Source organism: Streptomyces sp. AM25 (assembly GCF_058146165.1).
This window is the reverse complement of record NZ_JBKIWN010000013.1, coordinates 46,026-69,266: the sequence shown is the minus strand read 5'-3', so window position 1 is coordinate 69,266 and position 23,241 is coordinate 46,026. Positions and strand designations below refer to the sequence as shown.

Annotated in this window: 22 protein-coding genes and 3 pseudogenes; 13 read left to right on the top strand and 12 right to left on the bottom strand. The window is 72.3% G+C overall.

Going from position 1 to position 23,241, the window contains the following annotated elements; genetic code table 11:
* Together ACLHRZ_RS18595 and ACLHRZ_RS18590 are read right to left on the bottom strand one after the other, a co-directional pair.
* Complete coding sequence (locus ACLHRZ_RS18595) at positions 1-1,359, bottom strand: type I glutamate--ammonia ligase (protein ID WP_490419583.1); 1,359 nt, start codon at positions 1,357-1,359, stop codon at positions 1-3.
* A 115-nt stretch (positions 1,360-1,474) separates the two neighbouring features.
* Positions 1,475-2,677: a serine hydrolase domain-containing protein gene (locus ACLHRZ_RS18590; protein WP_490419582.1), complete on the bottom strand. Its 1,203-nt coding sequence runs from the start codon at positions 2,675-2,677 to the stop codon at positions 1,475-1,477.
* Between the two features lie 365 nt (positions 2,678-3,042).
* Here ACLHRZ_RS18590 and ACLHRZ_RS18585 point away from each other — a divergent pair, with 365 nt between their 5' ends.
* The 4 genes from ACLHRZ_RS18585 (at position 3,043) to ACLHRZ_RS18570 (ending at position 7,058) form a co-directional block, all read left to right on the top strand.
* On the top strand, positions 3,043-3,798 hold the full coding sequence (locus ACLHRZ_RS18585; RefSeq protein ID WP_490419581.1) for an SDR family oxidoreductase: 756 nt from the start codon (positions 3,043-3,045) through the stop codon (positions 3,796-3,798).
* Positions 3,799-3,858: 60 nt separating this feature from the next.
* A complete protein-coding gene (locus ACLHRZ_RS18580) occupies positions 3,859-4,806 on the top strand; it encodes an isoaspartyl peptidase/L-asparaginase family protein (RefSeq protein ID WP_490419580.1) in 948 nt (315 codons plus the stop codon).
* A gap of 68 nt (positions 4,807-4,874) precedes the next feature.
* On the top strand, positions 4,875-5,936 hold the full coding sequence (locus tag ACLHRZ_RS18575) for a YncE family protein (protein WP_490419579.1): 1,062 nt from the start codon (positions 4,875-4,877) through the stop codon (positions 5,934-5,936).
* Between the two features lie 225 nt (positions 5,937-6,161).
* Positions 6,162-7,058: a polysaccharide deacetylase family protein gene (locus ACLHRZ_RS18570; protein ID WP_490419578.1), complete on the top strand. Its 897-nt coding sequence runs from the start codon at positions 6,162-6,164 to the stop codon at positions 7,056-7,058.
* Between the two features lie 27 nt (positions 7,059-7,085).
* Here ACLHRZ_RS18570 and ACLHRZ_RS18565 read toward each other — a convergent pair whose 3' ends face one another.
* From ACLHRZ_RS18565 to ACLHRZ_RS18555, 3 genes are read right to left on the bottom strand one after another with little or no spacing between them, the layout of a single operon-like run.
* Entirely contained in the window at positions 7,086-7,739 is a 654-nt protein-coding gene (locus ACLHRZ_RS18565; RefSeq protein ID WP_490419577.1) for a phosphatase PAP2 family protein, read from the bottom strand.
* A complete protein-coding gene (locus tag ACLHRZ_RS18560) occupies positions 7,736-8,377 on the bottom strand; it encodes a phosphatase PAP2 family protein (RefSeq protein WP_490419576.1) in 642 nt (213 codons plus the stop codon). The genes ACLHRZ_RS18565 and ACLHRZ_RS18560 overlap by 4 nt, the downstream gene beginning before the upstream one ends.
* Positions 8,378-8,394: 17 nt before the next feature.
* Entirely contained in the window at positions 8,395-9,099 is a 705-nt protein-coding gene (locus ACLHRZ_RS18555) for a DedA family protein (protein ID WP_490419575.1), read from the bottom strand.
* 91 nt (positions 9,100-9,190) lie between these two features.
* On the opposite strand from ACLHRZ_RS18555, the gene ACLHRZ_RS18550 reads away from it, so the two are divergent.
* Positions 9,191-9,574: a BlaI/MecI/CopY family transcriptional regulator gene (locus tag ACLHRZ_RS18550; RefSeq protein WP_490419574.1), complete on the top strand. Its 384-nt coding sequence runs from the start codon at positions 9,191-9,193 to the stop codon at positions 9,572-9,574.
* On the top strand, positions 9,571-10,524 hold the full coding sequence (locus ACLHRZ_RS18545) for a M56 family metallopeptidase (protein WP_490419573.1): 954 nt from the start codon (positions 9,571-9,573) through the stop codon (positions 10,522-10,524). Before ACLHRZ_RS18550 ends, ACLHRZ_RS18545 begins: the two co-directional genes overlap by 4 nt.
* 53 nt (positions 10,525-10,577) lie before the next feature.
* Here the strand turns inward: ACLHRZ_RS18545 and ACLHRZ_RS18540 are convergent, their stop codons facing one another.
* Positions 10,578-11,576, bottom strand: coding sequence for a cytochrome c oxidase assembly protein (locus tag ACLHRZ_RS18540; RefSeq protein ID WP_490419670.1), 999 nt, complete (start codon positions 11,574-11,576; stop codon positions 10,578-10,580).
* Between the two features lie 219 nt (positions 11,577-11,795).
* On the opposite strand from ACLHRZ_RS18540, the gene ACLHRZ_RS18535 reads away from it, so the two are divergent.
* Together ACLHRZ_RS18535 and ACLHRZ_RS18530 are read left to right on the top strand one after the other, a co-directional pair.
* The gene (locus ACLHRZ_RS18535; RefSeq protein WP_490419572.1) at positions 11,796-12,653 is read left to right on the top strand and encodes a DUF2127 domain-containing protein; all 858 of its coding nucleotides are present in this window, start codon (positions 11,796-11,798) and stop codon (positions 12,651-12,653) included.
* A complete protein-coding gene (locus ACLHRZ_RS18530) occupies positions 12,654-13,283 on the top strand; it encodes a rhomboid-like protein (RefSeq protein WP_490419571.1) in 630 nt (209 codons plus the stop codon). It begins immediately after the preceding gene.
* On the opposite strand, the gene ACLHRZ_RS18525 is transcribed toward ACLHRZ_RS18530, so the two are convergent.
* The 4 genes and pseudogenes from ACLHRZ_RS18525 to ACLHRZ_RS18510 all read right to left on the bottom strand — a co-directional run bounded on the left by ACLHRZ_RS18525 (position 13,254) and on the right by ACLHRZ_RS18510 (position 16,760).
* Positions 13,254-13,637: a hypothetical protein gene (locus tag ACLHRZ_RS18525; protein WP_490419570.1), complete on the bottom strand. Its 384-nt coding sequence runs from the start codon at positions 13,635-13,637 to the stop codon at positions 13,254-13,256. The two genes, ACLHRZ_RS18530 and ACLHRZ_RS18525, sit on opposite strands and share 30 nt — an antisense overlap.
* Before the next feature lie 126 nt (positions 13,638-13,763).
* Positions 13,764-14,960, bottom strand: a complete 1,197-nt coding sequence (gene rodA / locus ACLHRZ_RS18520; protein ID WP_490419569.1) for a rod shape-determining protein RodA — start codon at positions 14,958-14,960, stop codon at positions 13,764-13,766.
* Between the two features lie 119 nt (positions 14,961-15,079).
* Positions 15,080-16,078: pseudogene (locus tag ACLHRZ_RS18515) on the bottom strand (chitinase); the annotation flags it as partial.
* A 289-nt stretch (positions 16,079-16,367) separates the two neighbouring features.
* Positions 16,368-16,760: a rodlin gene (locus ACLHRZ_RS18510; protein WP_490419568.1), complete on the bottom strand. Its 393-nt coding sequence runs from the start codon at positions 16,758-16,760 to the stop codon at positions 16,368-16,370.
* 246 nt (positions 16,761-17,006) lie between these two features.
* Here ACLHRZ_RS18510 and ACLHRZ_RS18505 point away from each other — a divergent pair, with 246 nt between their 5' ends.
* Positions 17,007-17,333 (top strand): putative quinol monooxygenase, encoded by a 327-nt coding sequence (locus ACLHRZ_RS18505; protein ID WP_490419567.1) that lies wholly within the window; start codon positions 17,007-17,009, stop codon positions 17,331-17,333.
* Positions 17,334-17,395: 62 nt separating this feature from the next.
* Here ACLHRZ_RS18505 and ACLHRZ_RS18500 read toward each other — a convergent pair whose 3' ends face one another.
* Complete coding sequence (locus ACLHRZ_RS18500) at positions 17,396-17,617, bottom strand: hypothetical protein (RefSeq protein WP_490419566.1); 222 nt, start codon at positions 17,615-17,617, stop codon at positions 17,396-17,398.
* A gap of 47 nt (positions 17,618-17,664) precedes the next feature.
* On the opposite strand from ACLHRZ_RS18500, the gene ACLHRZ_RS18495 reads away from it, so the two are divergent.
* The 3 genes and pseudogenes from ACLHRZ_RS18495 to ACLHRZ_RS18485 form a co-directional block, all read left to right on the top strand.
* On the top strand, positions 17,665-18,681 hold the full coding sequence (locus tag ACLHRZ_RS18495; RefSeq protein ID WP_490419565.1) for an isopenicillin N synthase family dioxygenase: 1,017 nt from the start codon (positions 17,665-17,667) through the stop codon (positions 18,679-18,681).
* A gap of 135 nt (positions 18,682-18,816) precedes the next feature.
* Positions 18,817-20,068: pseudogene (locus ACLHRZ_RS18490) on the top strand (MbnB/TglH/ChrH family RiPP precursor modification enzyme).
* Between the two features lie 18 nt (positions 20,069-20,086).
* A pseudogene (locus ACLHRZ_RS18485) lies at positions 20,087-20,767 on the top strand (TIGR04222 domain-containing membrane protein); the annotation flags it as partial.
* 117 nt (positions 20,768-20,884) lie between these two features.
* Here ACLHRZ_RS18485 and ACLHRZ_RS18480 read toward each other — a convergent pair.
* Positions 20,885-22,258, bottom strand: a complete 1,374-nt coding sequence (locus ACLHRZ_RS18480) for a calcium:cation antiporter family protein (protein WP_490419564.1) — start codon at positions 22,256-22,258, stop codon at positions 20,885-20,887.
* 76 nt (positions 22,259-22,334) lie between these two features.
* On the opposite strand from ACLHRZ_RS18480, the gene ACLHRZ_RS18475 reads away from it, so the two are divergent.
* The gene (locus ACLHRZ_RS18475) at positions 22,335-23,231 is read left to right on the top strand and encodes an AraC family transcriptional regulator (protein WP_490419563.1); all 897 of its coding nucleotides are present in this window, start codon (positions 22,335-22,337) and stop codon (positions 23,229-23,231) included.
* Positions 23,232-23,241: the final 10 nt, after the last annotated feature.

The window sequence follows — 23,241 nt, the reverse complement described above, 5'->3', positions numbered from 1 at the left end:
TCAGTACCGCCGGAGGACGGCGTCGGCGATGTCCTGCGGGGCGGCGCCGGCGTACTGTTCCGCCTCCGCCCGGCGCACGGCGAGGATGGCCTGGAACAGCGGTTCGCCCAGTGTCTCGCGCAGCAGTGACGAGCGTTCGAAGTGCTCCAGCGCCTCGTCCGGCGTGGCCGGCAGGCGCTGCTGCCCGGCGGCGGAGACGGGGTCGCCCGCGACGGGCGGCGGCAGCGTCAGCGCCGCGTCCATGCCGGCGAGCCCGGCGGCCGTCACGGCGCCGGTCACCAGGTACGGGTTGGCGGCCGCGTCGAAGCACTTGACCTCGGCGTTGGCGCCCGTGGCGTGGTCCGGGGCGCCGGTGATGAAGCGCAGGGCGGCCTCGCGGTTCTCCAGCCCCCAGCACTGGAACACCCCTGCCCAGCGCGAGGGTTCGAGCCGCAGGTGGCTGGCGGGCGACGGAGCGCCGAGGAGCATCAGGGCGGGCAGCTCGGCGAGCACGCCGGCGAGGAAGGACTCGCACACCTTCGTCATGCCGTACGGGCCGTCCCCGCCGCGGCACAGGTTCCGCCCGTCCTCCCAGAGGCTGAGGTGCAGGTGCGCGCCGTTGCCGACCTTGCCCACCTCGACCACGGGGGCGAAGCCGGCGTCCAGGCCGTGCCGGGCGGACACCGCGCGGATCGTCTCGCGGACGAGGACCACGAGATCGGCCGCGCCCACCGGGTCGGCGGGGGCGACGGAGACCTCGAACTGCCCGGGGGAGTACTCGGGGTGGAGCTGCAGCACGTCGACGCTCTGTGCCGCGAAGGTCTCCAGCAGGTCGCGCAGGTAGTCCGAGAGCTCCACCACCCGCGCCATGCTGTAGGCGGGGCCGGTGCCCGCGTAGGCGGGTGCGGGGCCCGGGGCGCCGGCGCGGGTGACGACCCACTCGGTCTCGAAGCCCATGCTCAGCCGCAGCCCGCGCTCCGCCGCGCGGTCGGCCATCCGGCGCGCGAACTGCCGCTGGCACGCGGCGTACGGGCGGCCGTCCTGCTCGTACCGGTCGACGGGCGCCCAGGCCCAGCCCGGCTGTGCGGCCAGCAGGGTGAGCCGGTCCAGGTCGGGGAAGAGCCGCAGGTCCCCGTCGGGGCCGCCGATGTGGGGGCTCATGACGGAGGAGTCGTCGGTGAGGTAGACGTCGAAGACCGGTGACATGCCCACGCCCCACCGGGCGGTGTGAGCGAGCCGGGAGACGGGGACGGCCTTGACGCGCGTGAGGCCCGAGTTGTCGACCCACGTGAGGGCGACGCCGTGCACGTTCTGCGCGGTGAGCTGGGCGGCCTCCTGCCGTGCCGCCGACTCCGCCCGCTCCCGCTGTGCTCTCTGCATACCGGCTCCTCCGCAACACTCCGTCCAGAGATTCTGGACCGTCGCTTCTCCGATTACACATTGATCGGGCCGACGGGCGGTGCCGCCCGTCGGCCCGTGCCGTCCGGCGCCGGGGTCAGCGCAGTGCGGCGAGCCGGGTCAGGGCGCTGCGCGCCGCGGCGTCGTCCGTCTTCGCGGTGCCGCAGTACTCGGCCAGGAGCATGCCGGTGGTGTCACCCGTCCAGTCGCCGTTGAAGTTGAACGCGGCGGTGTGGCGGCCGTCCGCGGTGGAGGAGGCCATGGAGGTGGAGCCGTGGATGCCGCCGCCGTGGAACCAGAGGACCGTCCCGCAGGGGAGCACGGCGGCGGAGACGCCGAGCCCGTAGCGCCCGATGCCCTTCTCGTCCATGGGCACGGTGGTCATGAGCTCCTTCTGCTGCTGTTCCGGCAGCAGCCTGCCGCCGAGGAGTGCGTGGTAGAAGCGGTTGAGGTCGCCGGTTGTCGAGATGATCTCGCCCGCGGACCCGCCCCAGGAGGGGTTGAGCTCGGTCACGTCGTAGATCTTCGCGTCGGGCTTCGTGCTCAGGAGCTTGCTGTAGGCCCGGCCGTGCGGGCGGGGCATCCGGGGCGAGGTGCCGGGGAGCGTGGTGGCGTCCAGGTGCAGGGGCTCGATGATGCGCTCGCGGATCTCGGTGGCGTAGGAGCGGCCGGTCACCTTTTCGACGATCATTCCGGCCAGGATGTAGTTGGTGTTGGAGTAGTGCCACTTCTCGCCCGGCGCGGCGTACGGCGCGTGGGTCATGGCGATGTCCACCAGCTGCCGGGGCGTCGCGGTGTCGTAGCGGTGCCGGAGGAAGCCCGTCGAGAGCCGGGCGAACATGGCGGGATCCTCGGTGTAGTTGAAGATCCCGCTGGTGTGGTCGAGGACTTGGCGGACGGTGATGCGGCTGCCGTCGTGGCCGTGGCCGTGGACCACGCCCGGCAGCCACTGCTCGACGGTGTCGTCGAGACCGATCCTGCCCTCGCTCTCCAGCTGCAGCAGGACGGTCGAGGTGAAGGCCTTGCTGATGCTGCCGACCCGGAAGCGGTCGTGGGCGAGGCGCGGGCGGTGCGTGGTGAGGTCGGCGACCCCGGAGGAGCCGTGCCAGACGTCCCGGCCGTCCCGGGCCTCGCCCAGGACTCCCGGCACGCCGGCCGCGACCTGGGCGTCCATCGCGGCCCGGGTGGCGTCGTGCGAGCCGGCCGGCGCGGCCTGGGCCGTCGTGGTCAGGGCGGTGGCGGTGAGCACTGCGGACACCACTGCCGCGGCCAGGGCTCTGCGTGCGGTCTGTTTGCGCATCGGTGCGGACCTGCCTCTCCGATCACGGTGACGCGTGGGTGCGCCGGTACGGAAGGACACCGCCAACTGCTGCCGGGTTGAGCGGGGTTCGGTGCACGGGGCCGGATCCGGCCACGGGTGCCGGACTCCGCTTCGGTAACTCACTCTTTCGGTGGAATGCACCCAAGGTAATCGGTCGACTACTCTAGGTGTGTGCGGCGCGGGGGTGCCGCAGAAGGCCCCAGGGGTGTTCCGCGTCCCGGGAGGGTGGGGGCGGCCGGCGGGCGGTGGGGTCCGCCCGCCGGCGCGTACGCGGACATGCAGATCCCGATATGTGCCCATAGGGTGGGCCTGCCCTCGTCGTCACCCCCTTCGAGGAGGGGCCCATGCCCACGCACACGCTCAAGGACAAGGTCGTCGTGATCGGCGGCGCATCGAGGAACCTCGGCAGTCTCATCGCGAAGGAAGTCGCGGCGGACGGCGCCAAGGTGGTCGTCCACTACAACAGCCCGTCCTCCAAGGACGGTGCGCAGCGCACCGCCGAGGCCGTCAAGGCGGCGGGCGGCGAAGCCGTCGTCCACGAGGCCGACTTGACCAGGGTGTCCGAGGTCGAGGGGCTCTTCGAAGTGGCGGTCGGCGCCTTCGACAAGGTCGACTGCATGGTGAACACCGCCGGCATGGTCGTCAAGAAGCCGATGACGGAGGTCACCGAGGAGGAATACGACCGGATGTTCGCGGTCAACTCCAAGGCCGCGTACTTCATGATGCAGGAGGCGGCCAAGCGGCTGGAGGACGGCGGCAAGATCGTCACCATCGTCACCTCGCTGCTCGCCGCCTACACCGGCCTCTACTCCGTGTACGCGGGCAGCAAGGCGCCCGTCGAGCACTTCACGCGCGCCCTCTCCAAGGAGCTGTTCGGCCGCAACATCTCGGTCAACAACATTGCGCCGGGCCCGATGGACACCTCGTTCTTCTACCCCGCCGAGACCGACGACTCCGTCGCCTTCCACAAGTCCTCGTCCATGAACGGCGAACTCACCAAGATCGAGGACATCGTGCCGTACGTGAAGTTCCTGCTCACCGACGGCTGGTGGCTCAACGGGCAGACCCTCTTCGTCAACGGCGGTTACACCACCCGCTGATCCCGCGCATGGCGCGAATGCCGTATGGACACCGCGGCGCGCGGTGTCCAGGGTCGAGGCATGCGCCCAGCGGCAACTCGCCTTCCCCACGCCCGTGATGTCGTCCTCGCCGTGCACGGAGGCGCCGGCGCCGCCCTGCGCCGCGAGACCACCGACGCCCGGACCGAACGGGCCTACCGCGCCGGGCTGGCCGGTGCCCTGCAGGCCGGCTACGAGGTGCTGCGCGGCGACGGCAGCAGCGTGGACGCCGTCGAGGCGGCCGTGCGCGTACTGGAGGACGACGCGTTGTTCAACGCGGGCCGGGGCTCGGTGTTCACCGAGGACGCCGATCACGAACTCGACGCCTCCGTCATGCGCGGCGCCGACCTGGCCGCCGGGGCGGTCGTGGGCGTGCGGCACGTGCGCAACCCCGTCTCCGCGGCCCGACTGGTGATGGAGCGGACGGGGCATGTGATGCTCGCGGGGCGCGGCGCCGACGCGTTCGCCGAGCGCAGCGGCCTGGTGCCCGTGCCGCAGGACTACTTCCGGACGCAACGGCGCCGGGACGAGCTGATGAAGGCCAGGGCGGGAGCGGCGGCGGACCACGGCATCACCGGCACCGTGGGCGCGGTCGCCCTCGACGGCGCGCAGAGCCTCGCCGCGGCGACGTCGACCGGGGGCATGACCGGCAAGCAGGCCGGCCGCGTGGGGGATTCACCCGTCATCGGAGCAGGTACGTATGCGCACGACGGCACGGCAGCCGTCAGCACCACCGGGAAGGGTGAGGGCTTCCTGCGCGGTGCGGCGGCCGTGGCCGTGGTGCACCTGATGGAGTTCGGGGGCAGGGACGTGGCGTCGGCCGCGTACGAGGTCGTCATGAAACGGCTGCCCCCGTTGGGCGGCACAGGCGGGCTCATCGCCCTGGACGCCCACGGCACGCTGGCGGCCCCGTACAGCAGCCAGGGCATGGTGCACGGCCACGTGACACGGGACGGCACGCTCGTCACCCGGGTGTTCCCCGACGAGTGAGTACGACGCACACCTCGCTTGAGCAGATTGCACTGGAATCACACCTCGATGCGGCAGAAGATGACTCCATGACCCCCAACACGCCGCAGAACGGCGCTCCTTCGGCATCCGGCCGCGACCTGCTGGCCGTCGCCTCCCAGACCGGACCGACCGTCACCTTCTTCGACGCCGTCACCCACGAGCGGGTCGACGTCGTCGAAGTCCCCGCCCAGCCCCACGAGTTGTGCTTCGACCCGGACCAGCGCCTGCTCTACTGCGCCAGCACCTACGTCTCCGGCTATTACGGCGCCCACGCAGGCCGCGCCCGGCAGGTGAGCGTCATCGACGTCGCCACCCGCAGGGTCGTGGACGTCCTGGACACCGCCCCGGACCACGCGCCGCACGGCCTCGCCCTCGACCGCGCCCGCAACCGGCTCTACGTCACCGTCGAGGCGACCGCGGACGCCCCCGGCGGCGTGCTCGTCTTCGACACCCGGACCCGGCGGCGGCTCGGCCGGATACCGGTCATGGCCGACGGCCCGCACTGGTTCGCGGTCACCCCGGACGGCCGCCGGGGGTACACGGCGAACAAGGAGGCGCCGTTCGTGTCCGTCGTGGACCTGGAGCGCGACGCCTTCGCGGGCCGGATCGCCGTGGCCGGAAGCGAGGGGCTGGCCGTCTCCCCGGACGGCGCCCACGTCTACGTCGCCGTCCCCCAGGGCGGCTTCGACTCCGGGCCCGCCGTGCAGCCGGGCGTCCGGGTCGTGGCCAGCGCCACCGGCGAGACCGTCCGCACCCTTGCGACCGAGGGCGTCGTCCTCCCCGTCCACACCATGGCGACCGGCGCGGTGCTCGCGGGCGAGCTGCGCACGGTGCCGGGGGAGAGCGGCCTCCTCGCGCAGACCGACGGCGTGCTCACCGTCTTCGCGCCCGGCACCCTCGAGCCCGCCGGGCAGGTCCCCGTCGGCCGGTTCCCGCTCACGATCACCTCGTCCCCGGACGGCACCCGTGCCTACGTCTCCGCCATCCTGTCCTCGACCGTGACCGTGGTCGACCTGGTGGGCCTGCGCGTGCTCGACACCCTCGACGTCGACTGCAAGGGCGAGGCCGGGGCCCACGGCCTCGCGTACATCCCCGGGACCGCTTCCTGACGATTTGTCGCCTTGTCACCCGACACGCCGAACAGGCCACCCGGGCGGCCGAACGACGCGCGGCCCCGCGGTTGCGCGGGGCCCCGGCTGCCGGGAGTGTGGAGGCGAAGATCACCCAATCTGCTCGGTGTGTCCGCCCGGGCGCGGCGTCCCGTCCGCGCCCCGGTGCCCCGGGTGCGGTGCGGACCGTGCGCCTGGCGGTCCGTCACCCGTGAGGAGTCGCGCATGTCCGGATACCGTGCAGCCCTCAGGAGAGGCAGCGGACGGCACCGGCGCCGCCGGCGCCCGCCGGTGAAGTCGGCGGCCGCCGTCACGGTGCTGGTCACCTGCTCCGCGTTCGCGGCCGCCTCGCTCGACGATCCGCCCCCGGAATGCAGCAAGAAGGGCCCGGGCGCCTCCTGCAGCGGGCGCAACGCCCAGCGGGCGGCCGGCATACGCAGGACGGGCGGTCCGGACGACGCCCCCCGCAACGGTTCGGACCAGAACGCCGCGGAGCCGGACGGCGTCTACGACCGCGAGCGCTGCGGCAACACCTCCAACCGGATCCTGCTGACCCTGGACGACTGGCCGTACAACGACCCGGACCGCGCCGTGCGCGTCGGGGCGCAGTTGCAGTCGCAGGGCATCCGCGCCGCCTTCTTCCTGATCAACCAGTTCGCCGCCAGGTACCCGCAGATCGTCGCCACCCTGCGGCAGCAGGGTCACTGGGTGGCCAACCACTCCTTCTCGCACGCCAAGCTGAGCTCGCTCTCCGATCAGGCCCTGAAGGACGAGATCGCCGGCGGCCTGCCCAGCAACGTGCTCCGCCCGCCCTACGGGGACGCCGGGGAGCGGGAGCAGGACATCGCGGCCGACATGGGCTACCGGCTCTGCAACTGGACCATCGACACCCACGACTGGGAGAAGCCGGGCGGCAGTTTCACGAGCGTGGACGCGATCCGCATCAACGTGCGCAACGCCACCCCCGAGGAGAAGCACAACGGCGTGATCCTCGGCCACCTCTTCAGCAACTTCCCCGATGCCCTGCCCGGCATCATCGGCGACCTCCACGACCAGGGCTATCACCTGTGCCGCAACACCGGCCCCGTCGGCGACCGGGTGCCCTATCCGCTGCAGTGCTGAACGCACCGCACGGGCAGGGGAGTTGCGTCACCGGTCGGCCGCGCGCGTGAGGAGCCACAGCGCCGGTACGAGCCAGCAGACCGCGAACAGCCAGCCGGCGGCCACGTCGGTGGGCCAGTGGACACCCAGGTACACGCGCGTCGCCCCCACCCCGGCCGCCCACAGCCCGCAGCACACGGCGGCGGCCCGGCCCGCGCCCCCCGGCAGCGCCCGGAGCACCGCCCAGGCCAGCAGCCCCGCGACGAGCGCGCTCGTCGCGGAGTGCCCGGAGGGGAAGGATGCGCCGGAGGCCGGGGTGACCCAGTCGGCGGCGGCCGGCCGCGGCCGGGAGACCGCGTCCCGCGCGGCGATGCGGGCCAGCTGACCGAGCAGCAGCACCGCCGGCGCGGCGCACACCACCGGCACCCGGCGCCGCGCGGCGGTGTGCGGCCGGCACGCGATCCAGCCCGCGACCGCCGCCAGCAGGTACGGCACCACGCCCGTGCCGGTCGAGGTGAGGGCCTTCGCGGCGGTGTTCACGGCGCCGCTCCGGTGGGCGAGCGCGGCACGGTGCAGGACGGTGTCAACGGCCAGCGGGGCACCGTGCGCGGCGGTCACGGCCGCCGTCAGGGCGGTCAGGCCCAGGGCCGCGCATGCGAAGGCCACGGCAGCCGGGGCTGCCGTGGCCGGGAGACGCTTCACACCGTGGCGGTCAGCAGGGACCGCAACGGACCGCTGCGCGCCCGTACCACCAAGGGCGCGGCCCGCGTCGCCAGCAGCGTCAGGATCGGCGCCAGGACGATGCCGACCAGCGCGCCGGCGAGGACGTCGTGCGGATAGTGGGCGCCCACCCACACCCGGGAGAAGCCCATCGCCACCGCGGCGAGCAACCCGACCGCCCCGAGCCTGCGGTCGATCATCCACAGGGCCGCCGCCGCGGAGAAGGCGATCACCGAGTGGTTGCTGGGGAAGGACCAGTCACCCGGCGCAGGGCAGGCCTCCAGAGTGAAGCTGCCCGGCAGGGAACGGCACGGCCGGTCCTCCTGCACCAGCGACTTCAGCACCATGTCCACCCCGAACACGGCGACCACCACCACGGGCACCGCCAGGGCCCGGGCCATCACCGGGGCGTCCTGTCGCCGGGCCCGCCACCAGGCCGCGAGCATCAGCACGGCGAACAGGGCCAGGCCGTAGGAGGTCCAGGCGGAGATGACATCGTTCAGTAGTGCGGGGGCGTGCCGGGCCTCCTCGGTGACGTCCGTGTAGAGGCTGCCGTCGATGCCCGAGCCGTCGAAGGCGGGCGCAGTGCCCGCCGCCAGGCCGATGGTTGTTGCAGTCATTCCCGTCATTTCTGTCGTTACTGTCCGTCCGTGCTCCCCGGGGCGGCCGGCGCCGCCCCGGCTGCGGCCCGGCGCCGGCCGCGCAGCAGCTCGATGCCGACCGGCAGCAGAGACAGCAGCACTACAACGCCGACGACGGGGAGCAGGTAGCGGTCCACGTTCGGGACGACCGACCCCAGGGCGTAACCGCCCAGGACCAGCCCGACCGTCCAGACCGTACCTCCGGCCGCCTGCCACACCGCAAACGTCCGAGGGGTGATCTCTAGTGCCCCGGCCAGTGGATTGAGCACGGTGCGCACCACGGGCACGAACCGGGCCAGCACGATCGCGCGGGCGTGCCCGTACCTGCCCAGCAGTTCCTCGGCCCGCTCCACGCCCTCGTGCAGGCGCTTGTTGCGGGAGCGGGAGAGCAGCGCCCGGCCGCCGCGCCGGCCGAGCACGTAACCGCACTGGGCGCCGGCCAGCGCCCCGACGACGGCCGCGGCCAGTACCTGCACCAGGTTCAGGTGCGGCCCGGAGTGTGCTCCCGGCCGGCACAGCAGGCCGGCGGTGAACAGCAGCGAGTCGCCGGGCAGGAAGAAGCCGACGAGCAGACCCGTCTCCGCGAACAGGACGACGGCGATGCCGAGCGCCCCGAAGGCCGCCAGCAGTGAGGACGCATCCAGGACATTGACGGCCAAGGTGGCCACGGGGGGTGCGGGCACGAGTGCGAGGCCTCCCATAATCGAGGACAGGGCCGGACGGCCCCGACTGTCTACAATCCCGTAGACGGTCTACGTGACTGTAGACGATCCCAGGGAGGGAGCGGTTCCCGTGACCGAGTCCATACGCCGCCCGGCGGGCGAACTCGAGGCCGCAGTGCTCTCCGCACTCTGGGCGGCCGACGGCCCGCTGACCCCGCCCGAGGTCCAGCAGGTGCTCGGCGGCCCGCTGGCCCGCACGACCGTGGCGACGATCCTGGCCCGGCTCCACGACAAGGGAACCGTGCGGCGCATCCGCAGCGGGCGCGCCTACGCGTACAGCCCGGCCGTCGAGGACCACGCGGCCCTCGCCGCCCAGCGCATGCACACCGAACTCGACAAGGGGGCGGACCGGACCGGCGTGCTCGCCCGCTTCGTCTCCCGGCTCTCCACCGACGACGAGGCGCTCCTGCGCGACCTGCTGCGCCGGGCCCACGGCTCCGGGGAGCCGGGATGATCTGGGCGGTCTGGGCGCCGCTGCTCGCGCCCTTCCTCGCGGTTCCCGCCGCCCGCAGGCTGGCGGCGCTGCTGCCGCCGCGCGCCGCGGCCCTGCTGCTGGCCGCCTCCGCGGCCGCCCTGGGGGTGTTCGGCGCCGCGGCACTGGCCCTGCTGACGGTCGCCGCACTGCTGCACCTGCCGGTCGTGGCCGCGCTCGGCCACGTCAGGGTGGACCTGCTGCCGCACGACCCCGCCTTCGCCGTCCCGCTCGGGCTGGCCGCGACCGCGGCCGCCCTCGCCGTGACCGTGCACACCGCCCGCACCCTCCTGCGCCACGTCCGGCAGCTGCTGCGCGCCGGGGCGGAGACGGCTGGCCGCTCCAGCGCGGGCGACCTGACGGTGCTGCCCGACGCGGCCGCGGACGCCTACGCCCTGCCAGGGCGGCCCGGCCGGGTCGTCGTCACCGCGGGGATGCTGCGCAGCCTGGACGCCGACGAGCGCGCGGTGCTGCTCGCCCACGAGCGCGCCCACCTCGCCGGGCGCCACCACCTGCTGCTGCTCTGTGCGGAGCTCGCCGGATGCCTGCACCCGGCCCTGCGGGCACTGCGCGCGCCGCTGGCCTTCCAGCTGGAGCGCTGGGCGGACGAGGCGGCCGCCGCCACCGTCGGCGACCGCTGCCTGGCCGCCCGCGCGGTCGGCCGCGCGGCCCTGGCCGCCTCCGCGACCCCGTCCCGCCACCGCCCCGCGACGGCCCTGACCGCGACGGCTGGCCCCGTACCCCGCCGCGTCGCGGCCCTCCTGGAGACCCCCGCCGCAACCCGCGCCCTCCCGGCGGGCCGCACGGCGCGGGCCGTAGCGCTCCTGCTGGGCGCCTGTCTCCTCGCCTCCGGCGCCGCCGCGGCGGACGCGACGAGCGACCTGCACGACAACATCGAGACGGCGCAGCACGCCGGCCCGCCGGGCCGATGAAAACCCATGAAAACCTATGAAAACGGGTCCGGGGCTGCGCGCCCCGGACCCGGTCAGCCCTGTCCCCGCCGGAACCGTTCCCCGATCGCGCCCTGATCGGTCTCCCACCACGGCCGCATCATCTCGGGCTCGGGCGCCGCCGCTCCGGCGTCGTCACCCGCCGCCGCGGGCTGCGGTGCAGCCGCCACGGCCAGCTCCTCGTCCAGCCGCCGGTCCAGCGCCGCCGTGGCGCCCTTCTCGGCACGCACCCACTCGACGAACACCGCGATCAGGAACGGCAGTCCCACCAGCTCCGCGATCGTGAGCATCAGCCCGCCCCCGATCTGCTGGTCCCGCTCGGGCCCCGGCCCCCACTCCGGCGCGTGCGCCCGGTACCAGCCGCCCGCGATCAGCGTGCTGCTGGTCATCACGACGATGCCCGGCACCGCGTCGACGAGCCCGTCGACGAAGACGAACAGCGCCCGCACCGGATGCCCGCACCACGAGGGCAGCATCTCCTCGTGCGAGAGCATCGGCAGCACGAACAGACAGCCGGTCAGCACGAGCTGCAGATACATCACCTGGTGCACGGCCTCGTGCCGCAGGGCCGCCTCGAAGTACGGGGTGAAGTAGATGCTCAGCTCGCTGGCCAGCACCAGCACCGTGCTGAGCAGCGGGAAGGTCAGCGTGCGCACCACCCGGCCGCGCAGCACCCGCTCCAGCCGCTCCCCGGACCGCGCGGGCAGCGCCCGCCGGGCCAGTGCCAGCGGGTCGCCGAGGGCCAGGCCCAGCGGGGCGATCAGGTCGAGCAGGATGTTCTGCACGCCGGCGGGCCAGAACAGCACCCGGTCGTACACCGCGAGCGCGGACATGGTCGCGACGGCCGTCGTCCCCAGGCCCAGCACCGCGAACGCGAGCGTCCGGGCGAGCGGCCAGCGCTCCCCGCGCCGCGCCAGCCTGGTGATGCCCCACGCATACAGCCCGCCCAGTACGACGACGGCCGCGAGTCCGAACGGATCGGCCTGCCACGTCCCGAGCATGCGCCCGGGCGTGAGCTCAGGAAGGTTTGCCACTGCCACGGACGCTCAGCGTAGAGGCGGCGGAAAAGGATCACCCGGCGGGTTCGTTCTCTTTACCAAGGCACAAGAGAAGGCCGTATTCGGCCAAGTGTGCGTCAAGGGGAAACCATGGAAACGTCCTCTCACGGTGAAGTTTGGTCAAGTCCCCGAACGGGCGCGGGAGCATGTGGCAGGGGTGCGACGCGGGGGCGTGCACCGGGAGGAGGACGACAGGTGACGCACGAGCAGGGACCGGTGCCCGCTCCGGGGGTACGGCACAAGAAGCGCCGGCTGCAGTACGAGCTGATCGGGTGCGGCCTGCACGGGCACCGCCTCGTCGGCACCGACGCCGCGCAGGTGCGCCCCGGGGACGCGCTGCTGGTGCGCGAGACGGACGACGGGATGCGCTGGCACCGCTGCCTGCGCTGCGACGCCTGGTTGCCGCTGCCGCCACCGGGCCGCCCCGCGGCGCAGACCGTGCCGGAGCGGCACACGATCGATCTCCCGTTGCGCGGCCGCCCGTTGCGCGACCGCTACGTCCTGCGGCTCATCGCCGTCGACCGGCTGGTGCACTTCGTGGTCCTCGCCGTGCTGGCCGTCGCCGTCTTCGCCTTCGCGCACGAACGGGAGCGGCTGCGGGGCCCGTTCTACCGGATCATCGACGCCGTGCAGAACGGCGTCGGCGGCCCGAGCGGCACCGGCCGCCACGGCTTCCTGGGGGACCTGGACAAGGCCTTCGCCGCCCACACCTCCACGCTCTGGGTGATCGGCGCGGTCGTCGCGGCGTACGCGCTGCTCGAAGGGGTCGAGGCGGTAGGCCTCTGGCTGGCGAAGCGGTGGGCCGAGTACCTCACCTTCGTGGCGACGGCCGTGCTGCTCGCGCCCGAGATCTACGAGCTCACCGGGCGCATCAGCGCCACGAAGATCCTCACCCTGCTCATCAACGTCGCGGTCCTGGTCTACCTGCTGTTCGCCAAGCGGCTGTTCGGAGTGCGCGGCGGCGGGCGCGCGGAAGAGGCCGCGCGGGAGCGGGACATGGGCTGGGAGGCCCTGGAACGGGTCCACCCGGGCCCGCTGCGGAACGGCTCCTGAATGACGGTGCAGCGAGTGGAGCACCGCCCGGCGGACCTGCTGCGGCGGCTGCCCGCGACCACGGTGTACGTGGCCGTCCTGCTGGCCACCGCCGGCTGGATGGCCACCCAGTCCAGATCCGGGCAGGCGCGGTTCATCCGGCACATCAGCAGCAATGTGCACCACCTGAAGGTGGGCAAGTGGTGGACCCTGCTCGCCAGCGGGCTCGTCGTGGACGGCGTCCCCGCGCTGCTCGGCATCGGTGCGGTGGCCGCGGCCCTGGGCCTGGCCGAGTGGCGCTGGGGCGCGCTGCGCGGGATGGGCATCTTCCTCTTCGGCCACCTCGTCGCGACCCTGCTCACCGAGGGCGCCATGTGGCTGATGCGCCTGGCCCACCTGCCCGGCGCCCTCAGCCGGGCCCGGGACGTGGGCATCAGCTACGGACTGGTGGCGACCGTCGCCTGCCTGCTCGCCGTCGGCGGCGAACGGACGCGGCGCTACGGGCTCGGCCTGCTCACCGCCGCACTCACGGCCGCCTGGACCATCGACCACGGACTCGCCGACGCGGGCCACCTCGTGGCCCTCGGCCTCGGCGTCCTGGCCGCCCGCAGCCCCTGGCTGTCAGCGCACCCGGACCGTGGTCACGGGTGAGGTCCGCAGCACACTGGGGTGCCTGTCGTCGGGGCCGTCCATCTTGTACAGCACACCCCGGAACTGCACCGTCCCGCGCCGCTGCGGCGTGATACGGGTGTCGACCCTGGCCCCCGCGCCGGAGCTCGCCGGGCTGCCGCACGACACGACGTGCCAGACCTCCTGTCCGCCGTCGCGCTCCTCGACGCAGGCCTGCAGATAGTGCGCCGCATCGTCGTCACCCGCACCGCTGACCCGCACGACCTGCCCGGACCGCACGGTGTGCGCGGCGGCGCTGATCTCGATGGCACCCTTGGCGACGGCGGGTCCAGCCGCCAGGAGCACCACCGCGGCGGCGACGAGTACGTGGCGCACTGTGCGTCCTTTCCCTAGTACCGCGCCCCAAAGGGGCGCGGGGCCGTTTCGATTTGCGGCTCCGCCGCGTGAGCGCGACCAGCCACAACGAACCCGCACCCGAATGCTCCGAACCCCAGTGGAACGCTAACCGCTGCGCGGCCGTCTGGAGTCGATCCGAATGGACTGCAGAAGCCCGACGGCCCCGCAGACGGCGAACATCGACGAGCCTCCGTAGGAGACGAACGGGAGCGGGATCCCGGCGACCGGCATGATGCCCAGCGTCATCCCGATGTTCTCGAAGGACTGGAACGCCAGCCAGCACACGACCCCGACGGCGAGCAGCATGGCGAACATGTCCCCCGCCCGGCGGGCGATGACCATCGCACGCCACAGCACCACACCGACGAGGGCGATGATGGCGCCCGCCCCGAGGAAGCCGAGCTCCTCGCCGGCGACGGTGAAGATGAAGTCGGTCTGCTGCTCGGGGACGAAGCCCCCGTTGGTCTGGTTGCCGTGGAAGAGGCCCTGCCCGACCAGTCCGCCGGCCCCGATGGCGATCCGGGCCTGGTGGGTGTTGTAGCCGACGCCGCCCGGGTCCAGCCCGGGGTCGGCGAAGGCGGCGAAGCGGTTCAACTGATAGGCGCTGAGCAGGTGCAGGGAGAAGACGGCCGCGACCACGGTCGCCGCCACGCCCCCCAGCGCGGCCAGGTACCGGGCGGGGACCCCGGCGGCGAACAGTATCCCCGCCGTGACCGCGGCCAGCACCAGGCTGGTGCCCAGCTCGTGGCTGGCCATGATAACCATGGCGGGCACCCCGAACAGGGCCAGGGCCGCCAGCATGTGCCGCGGCCCCGGCGCGGGTGTGTCACGGGCGTCCTTCGCCTCGGCCAGCAGTGCCGCCAGCATCACCACCAGGGCGAGCTTGACGAACTCCGAGGGCTGCAGGGAGAAGCCGCCGCCGATCACGATCCACGAGTGGGCGCCGTTGATGGTGCTCGCCAGCGGGGTGAGCACCGTGGCGAGGAAGAGCAGCGCGGCGCCGTAGAACACCGGGGCGTAGCCGCGCAGCCGGCGGTAGTCCACGATGCTGAGGGCGAGGCACAGGACGAGCCCGATGAGCAGGTTGAGCAGATGCCGTTTGAGGTAGGTGTGCGGGTCCGTGCCGGTGACGTCCTCGCGGTGCATGGTGGCCGACCAGGTCAGCAGCCCGCCGATCGTGCCGAGCGTCACCACGGCGCCGAGCAGGATCCAGTCCAGGCGCCACAGCGGCGAGGCGCGGCCGAAGGCCCGCAGGGCGGGCCGACGGGCAGCGGCCTGTGCATGCACGAGCGAGGTTCTCACGGTCACGCCCTCCGGATTCGCCGCGGGGAACAGCCAAAGCGGTGGGGCAGACTCTACAGTTAACGGCTTGCGCAACCGTTGAAGCTATTGTCGTTCTAATGTGTCCTTGCGTCCGTGCTCGTGAAGGGCGCGAAGGCGTGGCTGAAGTCCCAGGTGTCCTGCTGCAGTCCGGAGCAGGTGTCCGACCCCTTGGTGCCCGGGCAGCCGCCGTTGTCCCGCTGGAGTGCCCAGAACGACAGGGTGTTGACGCCCTGTGAGGCCGCCCATCCGGCCACCTTGGCCGCGTTCTGGGCGGTGAACGTCTCGGCGGGCCCGTAGTCGTCGATGCCCGGCATCTCCGTCACACCGGTCATGGCCCACAGTGCGTCCGAGGACTTGTCCGGGTAGAGCTGCGCCAGCTGGTCGTGGAGCCCGTTCACTGCCGAGACGGTGTCGGCGGCCATGTCGTGCGTGGCACCGTCGTAGTAGTCGAAGGTCATGAGGTTGACGACGTCGACGCGGGTGCCGTTGGCGACGGCGTTGTTGACGACCGCGAGGCCGCTGTCGGCCAGGCCGTGCGTGGTCGTCGGCAGGGTGTAGGAGAACTGCACGGTGCGGCCCGTGCTCGTGGCCCAGTCCTGCACCTGCCGGACGGCCTTGTTGCGGCGGTCGATTCCGGCCGTGTTGGTCAGGGAGTTGTCCTCGATGTCCAGGTCCAGGCGGGTCACCCCGTAGGTGGCGATCACGCTCTCGTAGGCCCGGGCGATGCTGTCGACGTCCGTGCAGCTGTCGGCGAGTTCGGTGCCGCCGTTGTCGGCCGCGTAACCGCCGAAGGACGGGATGACGTCGCCGCCGTTCGCGCGGATGGTGCTCACGTCGGACCCGAACACGGCCTGCGACACGGGCTTGTTGGTGTCGCCGTTCCAGTACGGGGTGCACGAACCCCGGGCTTCGGTCTGCAGGAAGGCCAGCGTCAAGTACTTGGCCCCCGACTGGGCGGAGAGCGCGGCGGGGCTTCCCGGGGTGTAGGTCTCGTAGTAGGGCGCGAAGACGTGCGGCGGCAGCGCGGGCGCGGCCGCCCGCGCCGTACCGCTGCCGCCGCCCAGGACCAGAGTTGCGGCTGCGGCCGTGGTGGCCACGACGGCCGTCACGGTGCGGAAGGGTATGAGTCGTCTCACGGAGGCTCCCGGTGGCCGATGTCGAGCACTGAGGTGGGGGCTCTTGTGCGGGGAACATCGTTGGACCGGACCAATGCCGTGTCAAGAGGCGGAACATGCCGCGTGCGCAGAGGAATTGAGCGGATGGGCGAGACGGGCGGCGGACCTCTGTGGGCACACCTGCGGGCGCATCTGCGGCACAGAAGAATCCCCCCGCTCCGGGTGCCCGTACACCCGGAGCGGGGGGAATTCCGTCCGATTACCGCGATCGTCAGCCGTTGGCCGAGCCGTTGCCCGACAGGATCGGGATCTCGTCCAGGATGTGCGACAGCGCGTCGTCGCCGTCGTTGATCGTCGAGTTGTCGGTGCACTGCTGCTGCTGTTGCGAGGTGAGGATCGGCACGTCCTGAACCCCGACGTTGATGAGGCCGATGACCGACTGGAGACCGAGCTTGCCGATGGCGATGCAAGGCTTGTTGAGCGTGCCCTGGATCAGGCTCATCTGCGGGCTCTCCTGGCCCCCGGTCTTGGTGTTGCCGTAACCGGTCTTGGCACCGTTCGCGTTGGCGACGTCGGTGTCGTTGCCGATGGCCATCGCCGGGGCGGCCATCGTGCCGACCGCGGTAGCCGTCATGGCCGCCGTGGCGAGTACCTTCTTGAGCACTTCTCTAGCCTTTCGATCGATCGAGCGTTTCCCACTGGGAAGTGATCTGAGTAACTCCGGGCAAATTAAGAAGTTCCGGACTTTCACTCATTCGACCCATTGCACCCCGCACCGGTTCGGCGCAGTGTGTCCCATCCGGCGTGTCCGGCCGGGCCGTTCGGCCACGGATCGCGACAAGAGGCAATGGGTTTCGCCATGCTGGGGCCCGTTCCGGCCCGACCCGGTGGAGCCGATGGAGGCGCACCCATGACCGTCGAATACGTCCGCTACCGCATTGCGGACCCCGAGCGCCGCACCGCCTTCGAGAAGGCGTACGCGGCCGCGGTGCAGCACCTGTACTCCGCGCCCCAGTGCCTGGGCTACGAACTCTCCCGCGGAGTCGAGGAGCCCGAGCGCTACGTCCTGCGCATCGAATGGACCTCGGTGGAGGACCACGAGAACGGGTTCCGCCGCGGTCCGCACTTCCCGCCGTTCCTCGCGGAGATCCGGCCGTTCACCGGCGACATCGAGGAGATGAAGCACTACGAGCGGACGCTGGTGGTCGACAAGGGGAGGGGGCGGCCGGGGGTGTGACGGGCCCCACCCGTCCCGGGTGTTGGATCCCGGCGTGAACGTATTACCCTCAGGGATGTGAATCAGCTCGTCAAGCGCCGCCACGTGGACTTCGTCCGCGTCACGACCATGTCCTGTCGTCGCTCCGCCTGACACTTCACGCTGCCGGCCGGCCCCTCTGCGGCCGAGGCCTTTTTCTGCTCTTCCTGCTCCTCCCGCATTTCGAGCTCTGCCAGCTTTTCCTGCTTTCCTAGCCGCTTCCCGGCCCCGCGCTTCCGCACACCTGCGGCGGCTTCGCGGGCCACCCGGTCACCACCGGGTGCGACCGGGCCTTCACGCTGTGGGACACCCCATGATCAACGAGCTTCCCGTCATCGACCTCTCCGCCGCCTCCGGTGGGCCCGACGCCCGCGCACGCCTCCACGACGCGCTGCACACCGCCGCCCGCGACGTCGGCTTCTTCCACCTGACCGGCCATGGCATCACCCCCGCCGAGACCGATGCACTGATGAGCGCCCTGCGCGCCTTCTTCGCCCTGCCCGAGGCCGAGCGGCTGGCCATCAGCAACCTCAACTCCCCCCATTTCCGCGGCTACACGCGCACCGGCGACGAGCGCACCGGCGGCAGCCAGGACTGGCGCGACCAGCTCGACATAGGCGCCGAGCGGACCCCGCACATACCCGTCGGCGACGAGCCCGGCTACTGGTGGCTGGAGGGCCCCAACCAGTGGCCCGCCTCCCTGCCCGAACTGCGCACCACCGCCCTGCACTGGATCGACCGGCTCAGCTCCGTGGCCCGGCAGCTGCTCCACGAACTGCTCGCGTCGATCGGCGCCCCGGCGGACTTCTACGACGAGGCCTTCGCCGAGCGTCCCCACCTGCACCTGAAGCTGGTCCGCTACCCCGGCAGCGCCCCCGACGGCGCGGGGCAGGGCGTCGGCGCCCACAAGGACTACGGTTTCCTGACCCTGCTGCTGCAGGACCAGGTGGGCGGCCTCCAGGTGGAGAACCCGGACGGCACCTTCATCGAGGTGCCGCCGCTGCCGGGCGCCTTCGTCGTCAACCTCGGCGAGCTGCTCGAAGTGGCCACCAACGGCTACCTCAAGGCCACCAATCACCGGGTGGTCAGCCCGCCCGGACAGCGGGAGCGCTTCTCGGTCCCGTTCTTCTACAACCCGCGGCTGGACGCCCGGATCGCCCCGGTGCCCTTCCCGCACGCCGGCCGCGCACCCGGCGTCACCCAGGACGCGGCCAACCCGCTGTTCGCCGAGTACGGCCGCAACGAGATCAAGGGCTGGCTGCGGGCGCACCCCGGGGTCGCACGCCGCCACCACGCGGACCTGGTCGAGGCGGGTGCGGCCGTCGGCTGACGAAACGATCCGGCGGAAAGATCACACGCGGATCCCGTCTTTTCTCCCCGGTCAAGGGTTAGTAAAGTCCGGGGAGGGAATCACTCTCCGTACAGGGCGCTGGGCGCCACGGGGGAGAGCACGAGGGGCGGGATCATGAAAGTGCTGGGGACGGGCATCGGCTGGCGTCCGGAGATCGCCGAGACGGTCGAAGGGCTGCCGGGCATCGACTGGGTGGAGGTCGTGGCGGAGAACATCTGCCCCGGCCACCTCCCCGACTCTTTGAGGCGGCTGCGCGAGCGCGGCACGCCCGTCGTCCCGCACGGCGTCTCCCTGGGCCTGGGCGGCGCCGACCGCCCCGACCTCGGCCGCCTGGTCGAGCTGGCCGAGCGGGCCGAGGCGCTGGAGGCACCGCTGGTCACCGAGCACATCGCGTTCGTCCGGGCCGGCACGCCCGGCATGGAGGCCGGGCACCTGCTCCCGGTGCCCCGCACCCGCGACGCCCTGGACGTGCTCTGCGAGAACGTGCGCATCGCGCAGGACGTACTCCCGGTCCCCCTGGCCCTGGAGAACGTCGCGGCCTTCCTGACCTGGCCGGACGAGGAGTTCACCGAAGGCCGGTTCCTGGCCGAACTGGTGGAGCGGACCGGCGTGCGGCTCCTCGTCGACGTCGCCAACCTCCACACCAACCACGTCAACCGCGGCGAAGATCCCGCGGCCGTCCTGGACGAACTGCCCGTCGAGGCCATCGCCTACGTGCACGTGGCGGGCGGCTTCGAGCGCGAGGGCCTGTGGCACGACAGCCACGCCCATCCGGTACCGCGCCCGGTGCTGGAGATCCTGGCCGGGCTGTGCGAGCGGGCCACACCTCCCGGCGTTCTGCTGGAGCGGGACGACAACTTCCCCGAAGCGAGCGTGCTCTCGGCGGAACTCGACGCGATACGGGCCGTGGTGGCCGGGGGAGCGCCCCACCGTGTCTGACCCCGGCACCACGGCGGCCCGGCAACGGCTCGCCCAGGCGCAGTCCGCGCTGCTCCGCTCCCTCGTGGCCGGCGCTCCGCCGCCGGCCGGCTTCGACCCCGGGCGGCTGGGTGCACAGCGCCGTGCACTGCTCGACAAACGGGCCGGGGTGGCGGCCAAGGTGGCCCCCGAGCTGCGGGAGATCCTGGGCCGGGACTTCCGGCGCCTGTTCCTCGCCCACGCACAGGGGTGGCCCATGACCGACGGCTACCGCCGGGACGCGCTCGACTTCGCCCGCGCGCTGCTGAGTACTCCCGACGCCGTCCCCGAACCGGAGCGGCGCCGCCGCCTCGCCGCCTGGGTGGCGGAGCAGACGGCTCCGCCCACGCCTCCCGGACTTCTTCGCCGCCTGGCCACGGCACTGCGCCCGACGCGTGCCGCGCGCTGAACGAAAGGCAATCAACCGATGATCATCGCTGCCCTCGGGGCACTGCTGTGCCTGCTTCCCCCTTCCGCATGGCTGATGCGGATACGGTGGCAGGCGCGGGGATCCGGCTTCCTCGACCCCGAACCGAGTCTGGTGGAAGTGGCCTACCTGCGCGGCGGCGCGGGCAGGGTCGCTGACACCGTCATCACCAAGATGTACGACGACAAACGCATCACGGTGAAGAACGACAAGGTCATGGTGCTCGATCCCACAACCCACAACGCCGTGGAGCGCGCGCTGTTGAAGCGCTGTTCCACTTGGAGCAACACCCTGCGCGGAGTGCGCACGGCATTGCGGCGCGACCCGGCCCTGGAATCCGTGCACGACTCGCTGGTGAAGCAAGGGCTGTTGCTGACGGCGAAGACATGGCGCATATGGCGCCGGGTTGTCGTCGTACAGCGGACAGGGCTCTTCGTCGCAGGCTTCATCACGTTCCTGCTGCTGTTCAACCCTCGTTCCTACCCTGCACCGTTGATCCTCCTGCCGCTGACGGTTGCCGGGATCGTGGTGCAGGTGATGTGCCGCCCCGGCAAGGGCTGGATCCCGTACACCGATCGCGGCCGGTCCCTGGCCCGGGACTTGGAGACGGCGGACCCCTGGAAGGAGAGCAACCCCGCAGTCCATCCCGAAGGCCCCGCCGGAATCGTTGCCGTACGCGGTTTCACGGCCCTGACCGACACCGCGCTGCGCAAGCAGTTCGAAAAGGCGGCCGAGCAGAGTGAGGCCGCACGTCGTGTCGCCCGGCGCAACCGAAGGAGTTACTACGGCTCCTCGTCCTCAGTCTCCTCCTGCTCGGCGGTCTTCGTCGGAGCCTCCTGTGACGTCGGCGGCGGCTCCGGCTCCAGTTGTTCGAGCTCGTCGAGCTCCTCCAGCAGCTGCTCCTCCTCCAGCTGCAGCAGCAGTAGCTGCTCCTGAGTCCACTGCACCGCCGATCGCCCGCAGTGCCGGCGCCGTGAGGCGCCACCGCCGGGTGAGCAGGACGGCTGCGAGAGCCAGGTACAGGTACGTCAGGACCGGACGTGCGCTCTCGGACGGCAGGAGGAACTGGGTGACGAACAGGCCGAACAGGCCCGCCGCCTCCCACGCCCGGAAGCGGAGGCCGAGGAGGACGACCACGGCCAGCACGGTCTGGGCCGCCGTCAGGGCGACTTCGTCGACCTGACGCTCGACGAGGGGGAGACCGCCGGATGAGCCTCCTCCGGCGAGGTAGGCGACCGGCAGCAGGCCGACCAGCAGGGTCCATTGGTTGACCTTGCTGCTCAGCAGTGCCCCGAGACCGTCGTCGCCGCGCAGGCGCCACGCGAAGACGACGGCGACGAGGAGTTCGGGTGCCTCGGTCGCCAGTGGCGCCACCCACTGGACGAGCAGGAAGCGGTCGATGCCCAGCGAACTGCCTGCTCCCACGAGGGAGTTCGCGAAGGGCTCGGCCGAGGCGAAGACGGCCACGGCGGCTGCTGTGAAGAGTGCGGCTGTCATCAGCCGGCGCCGGGACGCGGGCAGTCCGGCCAGCCGGGCCGGCACGCCCACCGGCTCCTCGTCCGTGTCGGCGCCGCTGCGGGCGATGCGCCACAGGTAGAACGCGTACCACGGCACCAGGAACAGCGGTACGTACCAGGCGATCTGCCGCGTGAACGGCATCACGAAGGCGAACACGGCGGCCACCGCGAGGAAGCCGAGGTCGATCCGGCGGTGCGGCCCCAGCACCACGTCCGACGGGACCCGTCGCCCGCGCCGCCCGGTGCGGCGCGCCGCGAGGAATCCCGCGAGGGCGACCAGCGGCCAGCCGACGCCGATGAGGAGCCGGTTGGCGCCGGTCATGTTGGCCGCGGCGTAGGCGGCGTTCCCGGGTGTGCCGGCCGCACTGTAGGCGAAGTACAGGTCGACGGCGTACTCGGGCAGCACGGCGACGAAGGCCAGCAAGGACAGGGCCAGCGCGCCGGACATGTCGGCGCGGGCGGTCTCCGCCGCCCACATCAGCAGGACGGCCGCCGCGAGGACCCCGAGGCCGAAGACGAGCATGCCGCCGACGGCCCCGGGGTCCGTGCCGGTCAGGCGCACGGCCAGGGCCGGGGCGGTGGCGAGCAGGGCCACCGCCAGGCGTCCGCGGACTGCCGCGGCGCCGGGCGGCACCGTCCCTGTCGTGGTGGCCATGGAGCTCTCCTCTCCGTCCGGATCTCCACTGTGCGCGGGCGGGTGAGCGGTATGCGAGGTATGTTCGGGCGCAGTCATGGTCGAAAACGGACATCCGGCTCCGGCGCCGATCGTCGACATCGGCTACCGCAATCCGCACTGCCCGGCGCTCGGGATGGACATCGAGACCCTCGCCGACGCCCGCCGCCGTGTGCCGCCGGGCGAGGAGGGCGTTCCGCAGCGGCTCGACTTCCACCTGCTCGTCCTGGTGACCCGCGGCCGGGGGACGCACATGATCGATTTCGCCGGGCACGCCTGCCGGCCCGGCACGCTGCTGTGGATCCGCCCGGGCCAGGTCCACCGGTACGCCCCCGAGGCGGGTCTGCGGGCCCGTCTCGTCCTCTTCACCCCGGACTTCCCGTCGCCCTCGGCGGCCCGGGGCCTGCTGGACGACCCCCACGGCCCGGCGCACTGGCAGCTGTCGGAGCCCGACCGGGACGAACTCGCCCTGCACACCGACCTGATCGCCGCCGCCCACGCCGTGCACGAGCGGCAGCCGGCCACCGAGCTGCTGCGGCACCTGCTCACGGCCCTGCTGCTGAGGATCGCCCTGCTGCCCGGCCCCGAACGCGGGCCCGCCCCGGCCGGAGCAGCCCAGCTCTTCGCCCGGTTCCGGGCCGCGCTGGAGGAGACGTACGCCGACCACCGGTCCGTCGCCGCCCACGCCGCCGCCCTGGCCACGACGCCGAAGACCCTCACCAGGGCCTGTCACCAGGTGGCGGGGATGTCCGCGAAGGCCGTCGTCGACGCCCGGGTGGCGCTGGAGGCCAAACGCCTGCTCGCGCACACGGACCTGTCCGCCGCCGCGGTCGGGCGGCGCCTGGGCTTCACCGAGGCGGCCAACTTCGGCAAGTTCTTCACGCGGGCCACCGGACAGTCGCCCGGGGACTTCCGGCGCGACTTCTTTGCCGCGGCGGTTGGGCCGTCCGGGTGAATATGGTCCA

Excerpts from the sequence above, each read along its gene's own strand:
- ACLHRZ_RS18595 (WP_490419583.1), bottom strand. The coding sequence starts at position 1,359 with ATGCAGAGAGCACAGCGGGAGCGGGCGGAGTCGGCGGCACGGCAGGAG.
- ACLHRZ_RS18590 (WP_490419582.1), bottom strand. The coding sequence starts at position 2,677 with ATGCGCAAACAGACCGCACGCAGAGCCCTGGCCGCGGCAGTGGTGTCC.
- ACLHRZ_RS18585 (WP_490419581.1), top strand. The coding sequence starts at position 3,043 with ATGCCCACGCACACGCTCAAGGACAAGGTCGTCGTGATCGGCGGCGCA.
- ACLHRZ_RS18580 (WP_490419580.1), top strand. The coding sequence starts at position 3,859 with ATGCGCCCAGCGGCAACTCGCCTTCCCCACGCCCGTGATGTCGTCCTC.
- ACLHRZ_RS18575 (WP_490419579.1), top strand. The coding sequence starts at position 4,875 with ATGACCCCCAACACGCCGCAGAACGGCGCTCCTTCGGCATCCGGCCGC.
- ACLHRZ_RS18570 (WP_490419578.1), top strand. The coding sequence starts at position 6,162 with ATGTCCGGATACCGTGCAGCCCTCAGGAGAGGCAGCGGACGGCACCGG.
- ACLHRZ_RS18560 (WP_490419576.1), bottom strand. The coding sequence starts at position 8,377 with ATGACTGCAACAACCATCGGCCTGGCGGCGGGCACTGCGCCCGCCTTC.
- ACLHRZ_RS18555 (WP_490419575.1), bottom strand. The coding sequence starts at position 9,099 with ATGGGAGGCCTCGCACTCGTGCCCGCACCCCCCGTGGCCACCTTGGCC.
- ACLHRZ_RS18545 (WP_490419573.1), top strand. The coding sequence starts at position 9,571 with ATGATCTGGGCGGTCTGGGCGCCGCTGCTCGCGCCCTTCCTCGCGGTT.
- ACLHRZ_RS18530 (WP_490419571.1), top strand. The coding sequence starts at position 12,654 with ATGACGGTGCAGCGAGTGGAGCACCGCCCGGCGGACCTGCTGCGGCGG.
- ACLHRZ_RS18505 (WP_490419567.1), top strand. The coding sequence starts at position 17,007 with ATGACCGTCGAATACGTCCGCTACCGCATTGCGGACCCCGAGCGCCGC.
- ACLHRZ_RS18495 (WP_490419565.1), top strand. The coding sequence starts at position 17,665 with ATGATCAACGAGCTTCCCGTCATCGACCTCTCCGCCGCCTCCGGTGGG.
- ACLHRZ_RS18480 (WP_490419564.1), bottom strand. The coding sequence starts at position 22,258 with ATGGCCACCACGACAGGGACGGTGCCGCCCGGCGCCGCGGCAGTCCGC.
- ACLHRZ_RS18475 (WP_490419563.1), top strand. The coding sequence starts at position 22,335 with ATGGTCGAAAACGGACATCCGGCTCCGGCGCCGATCGTCGACATCGGC.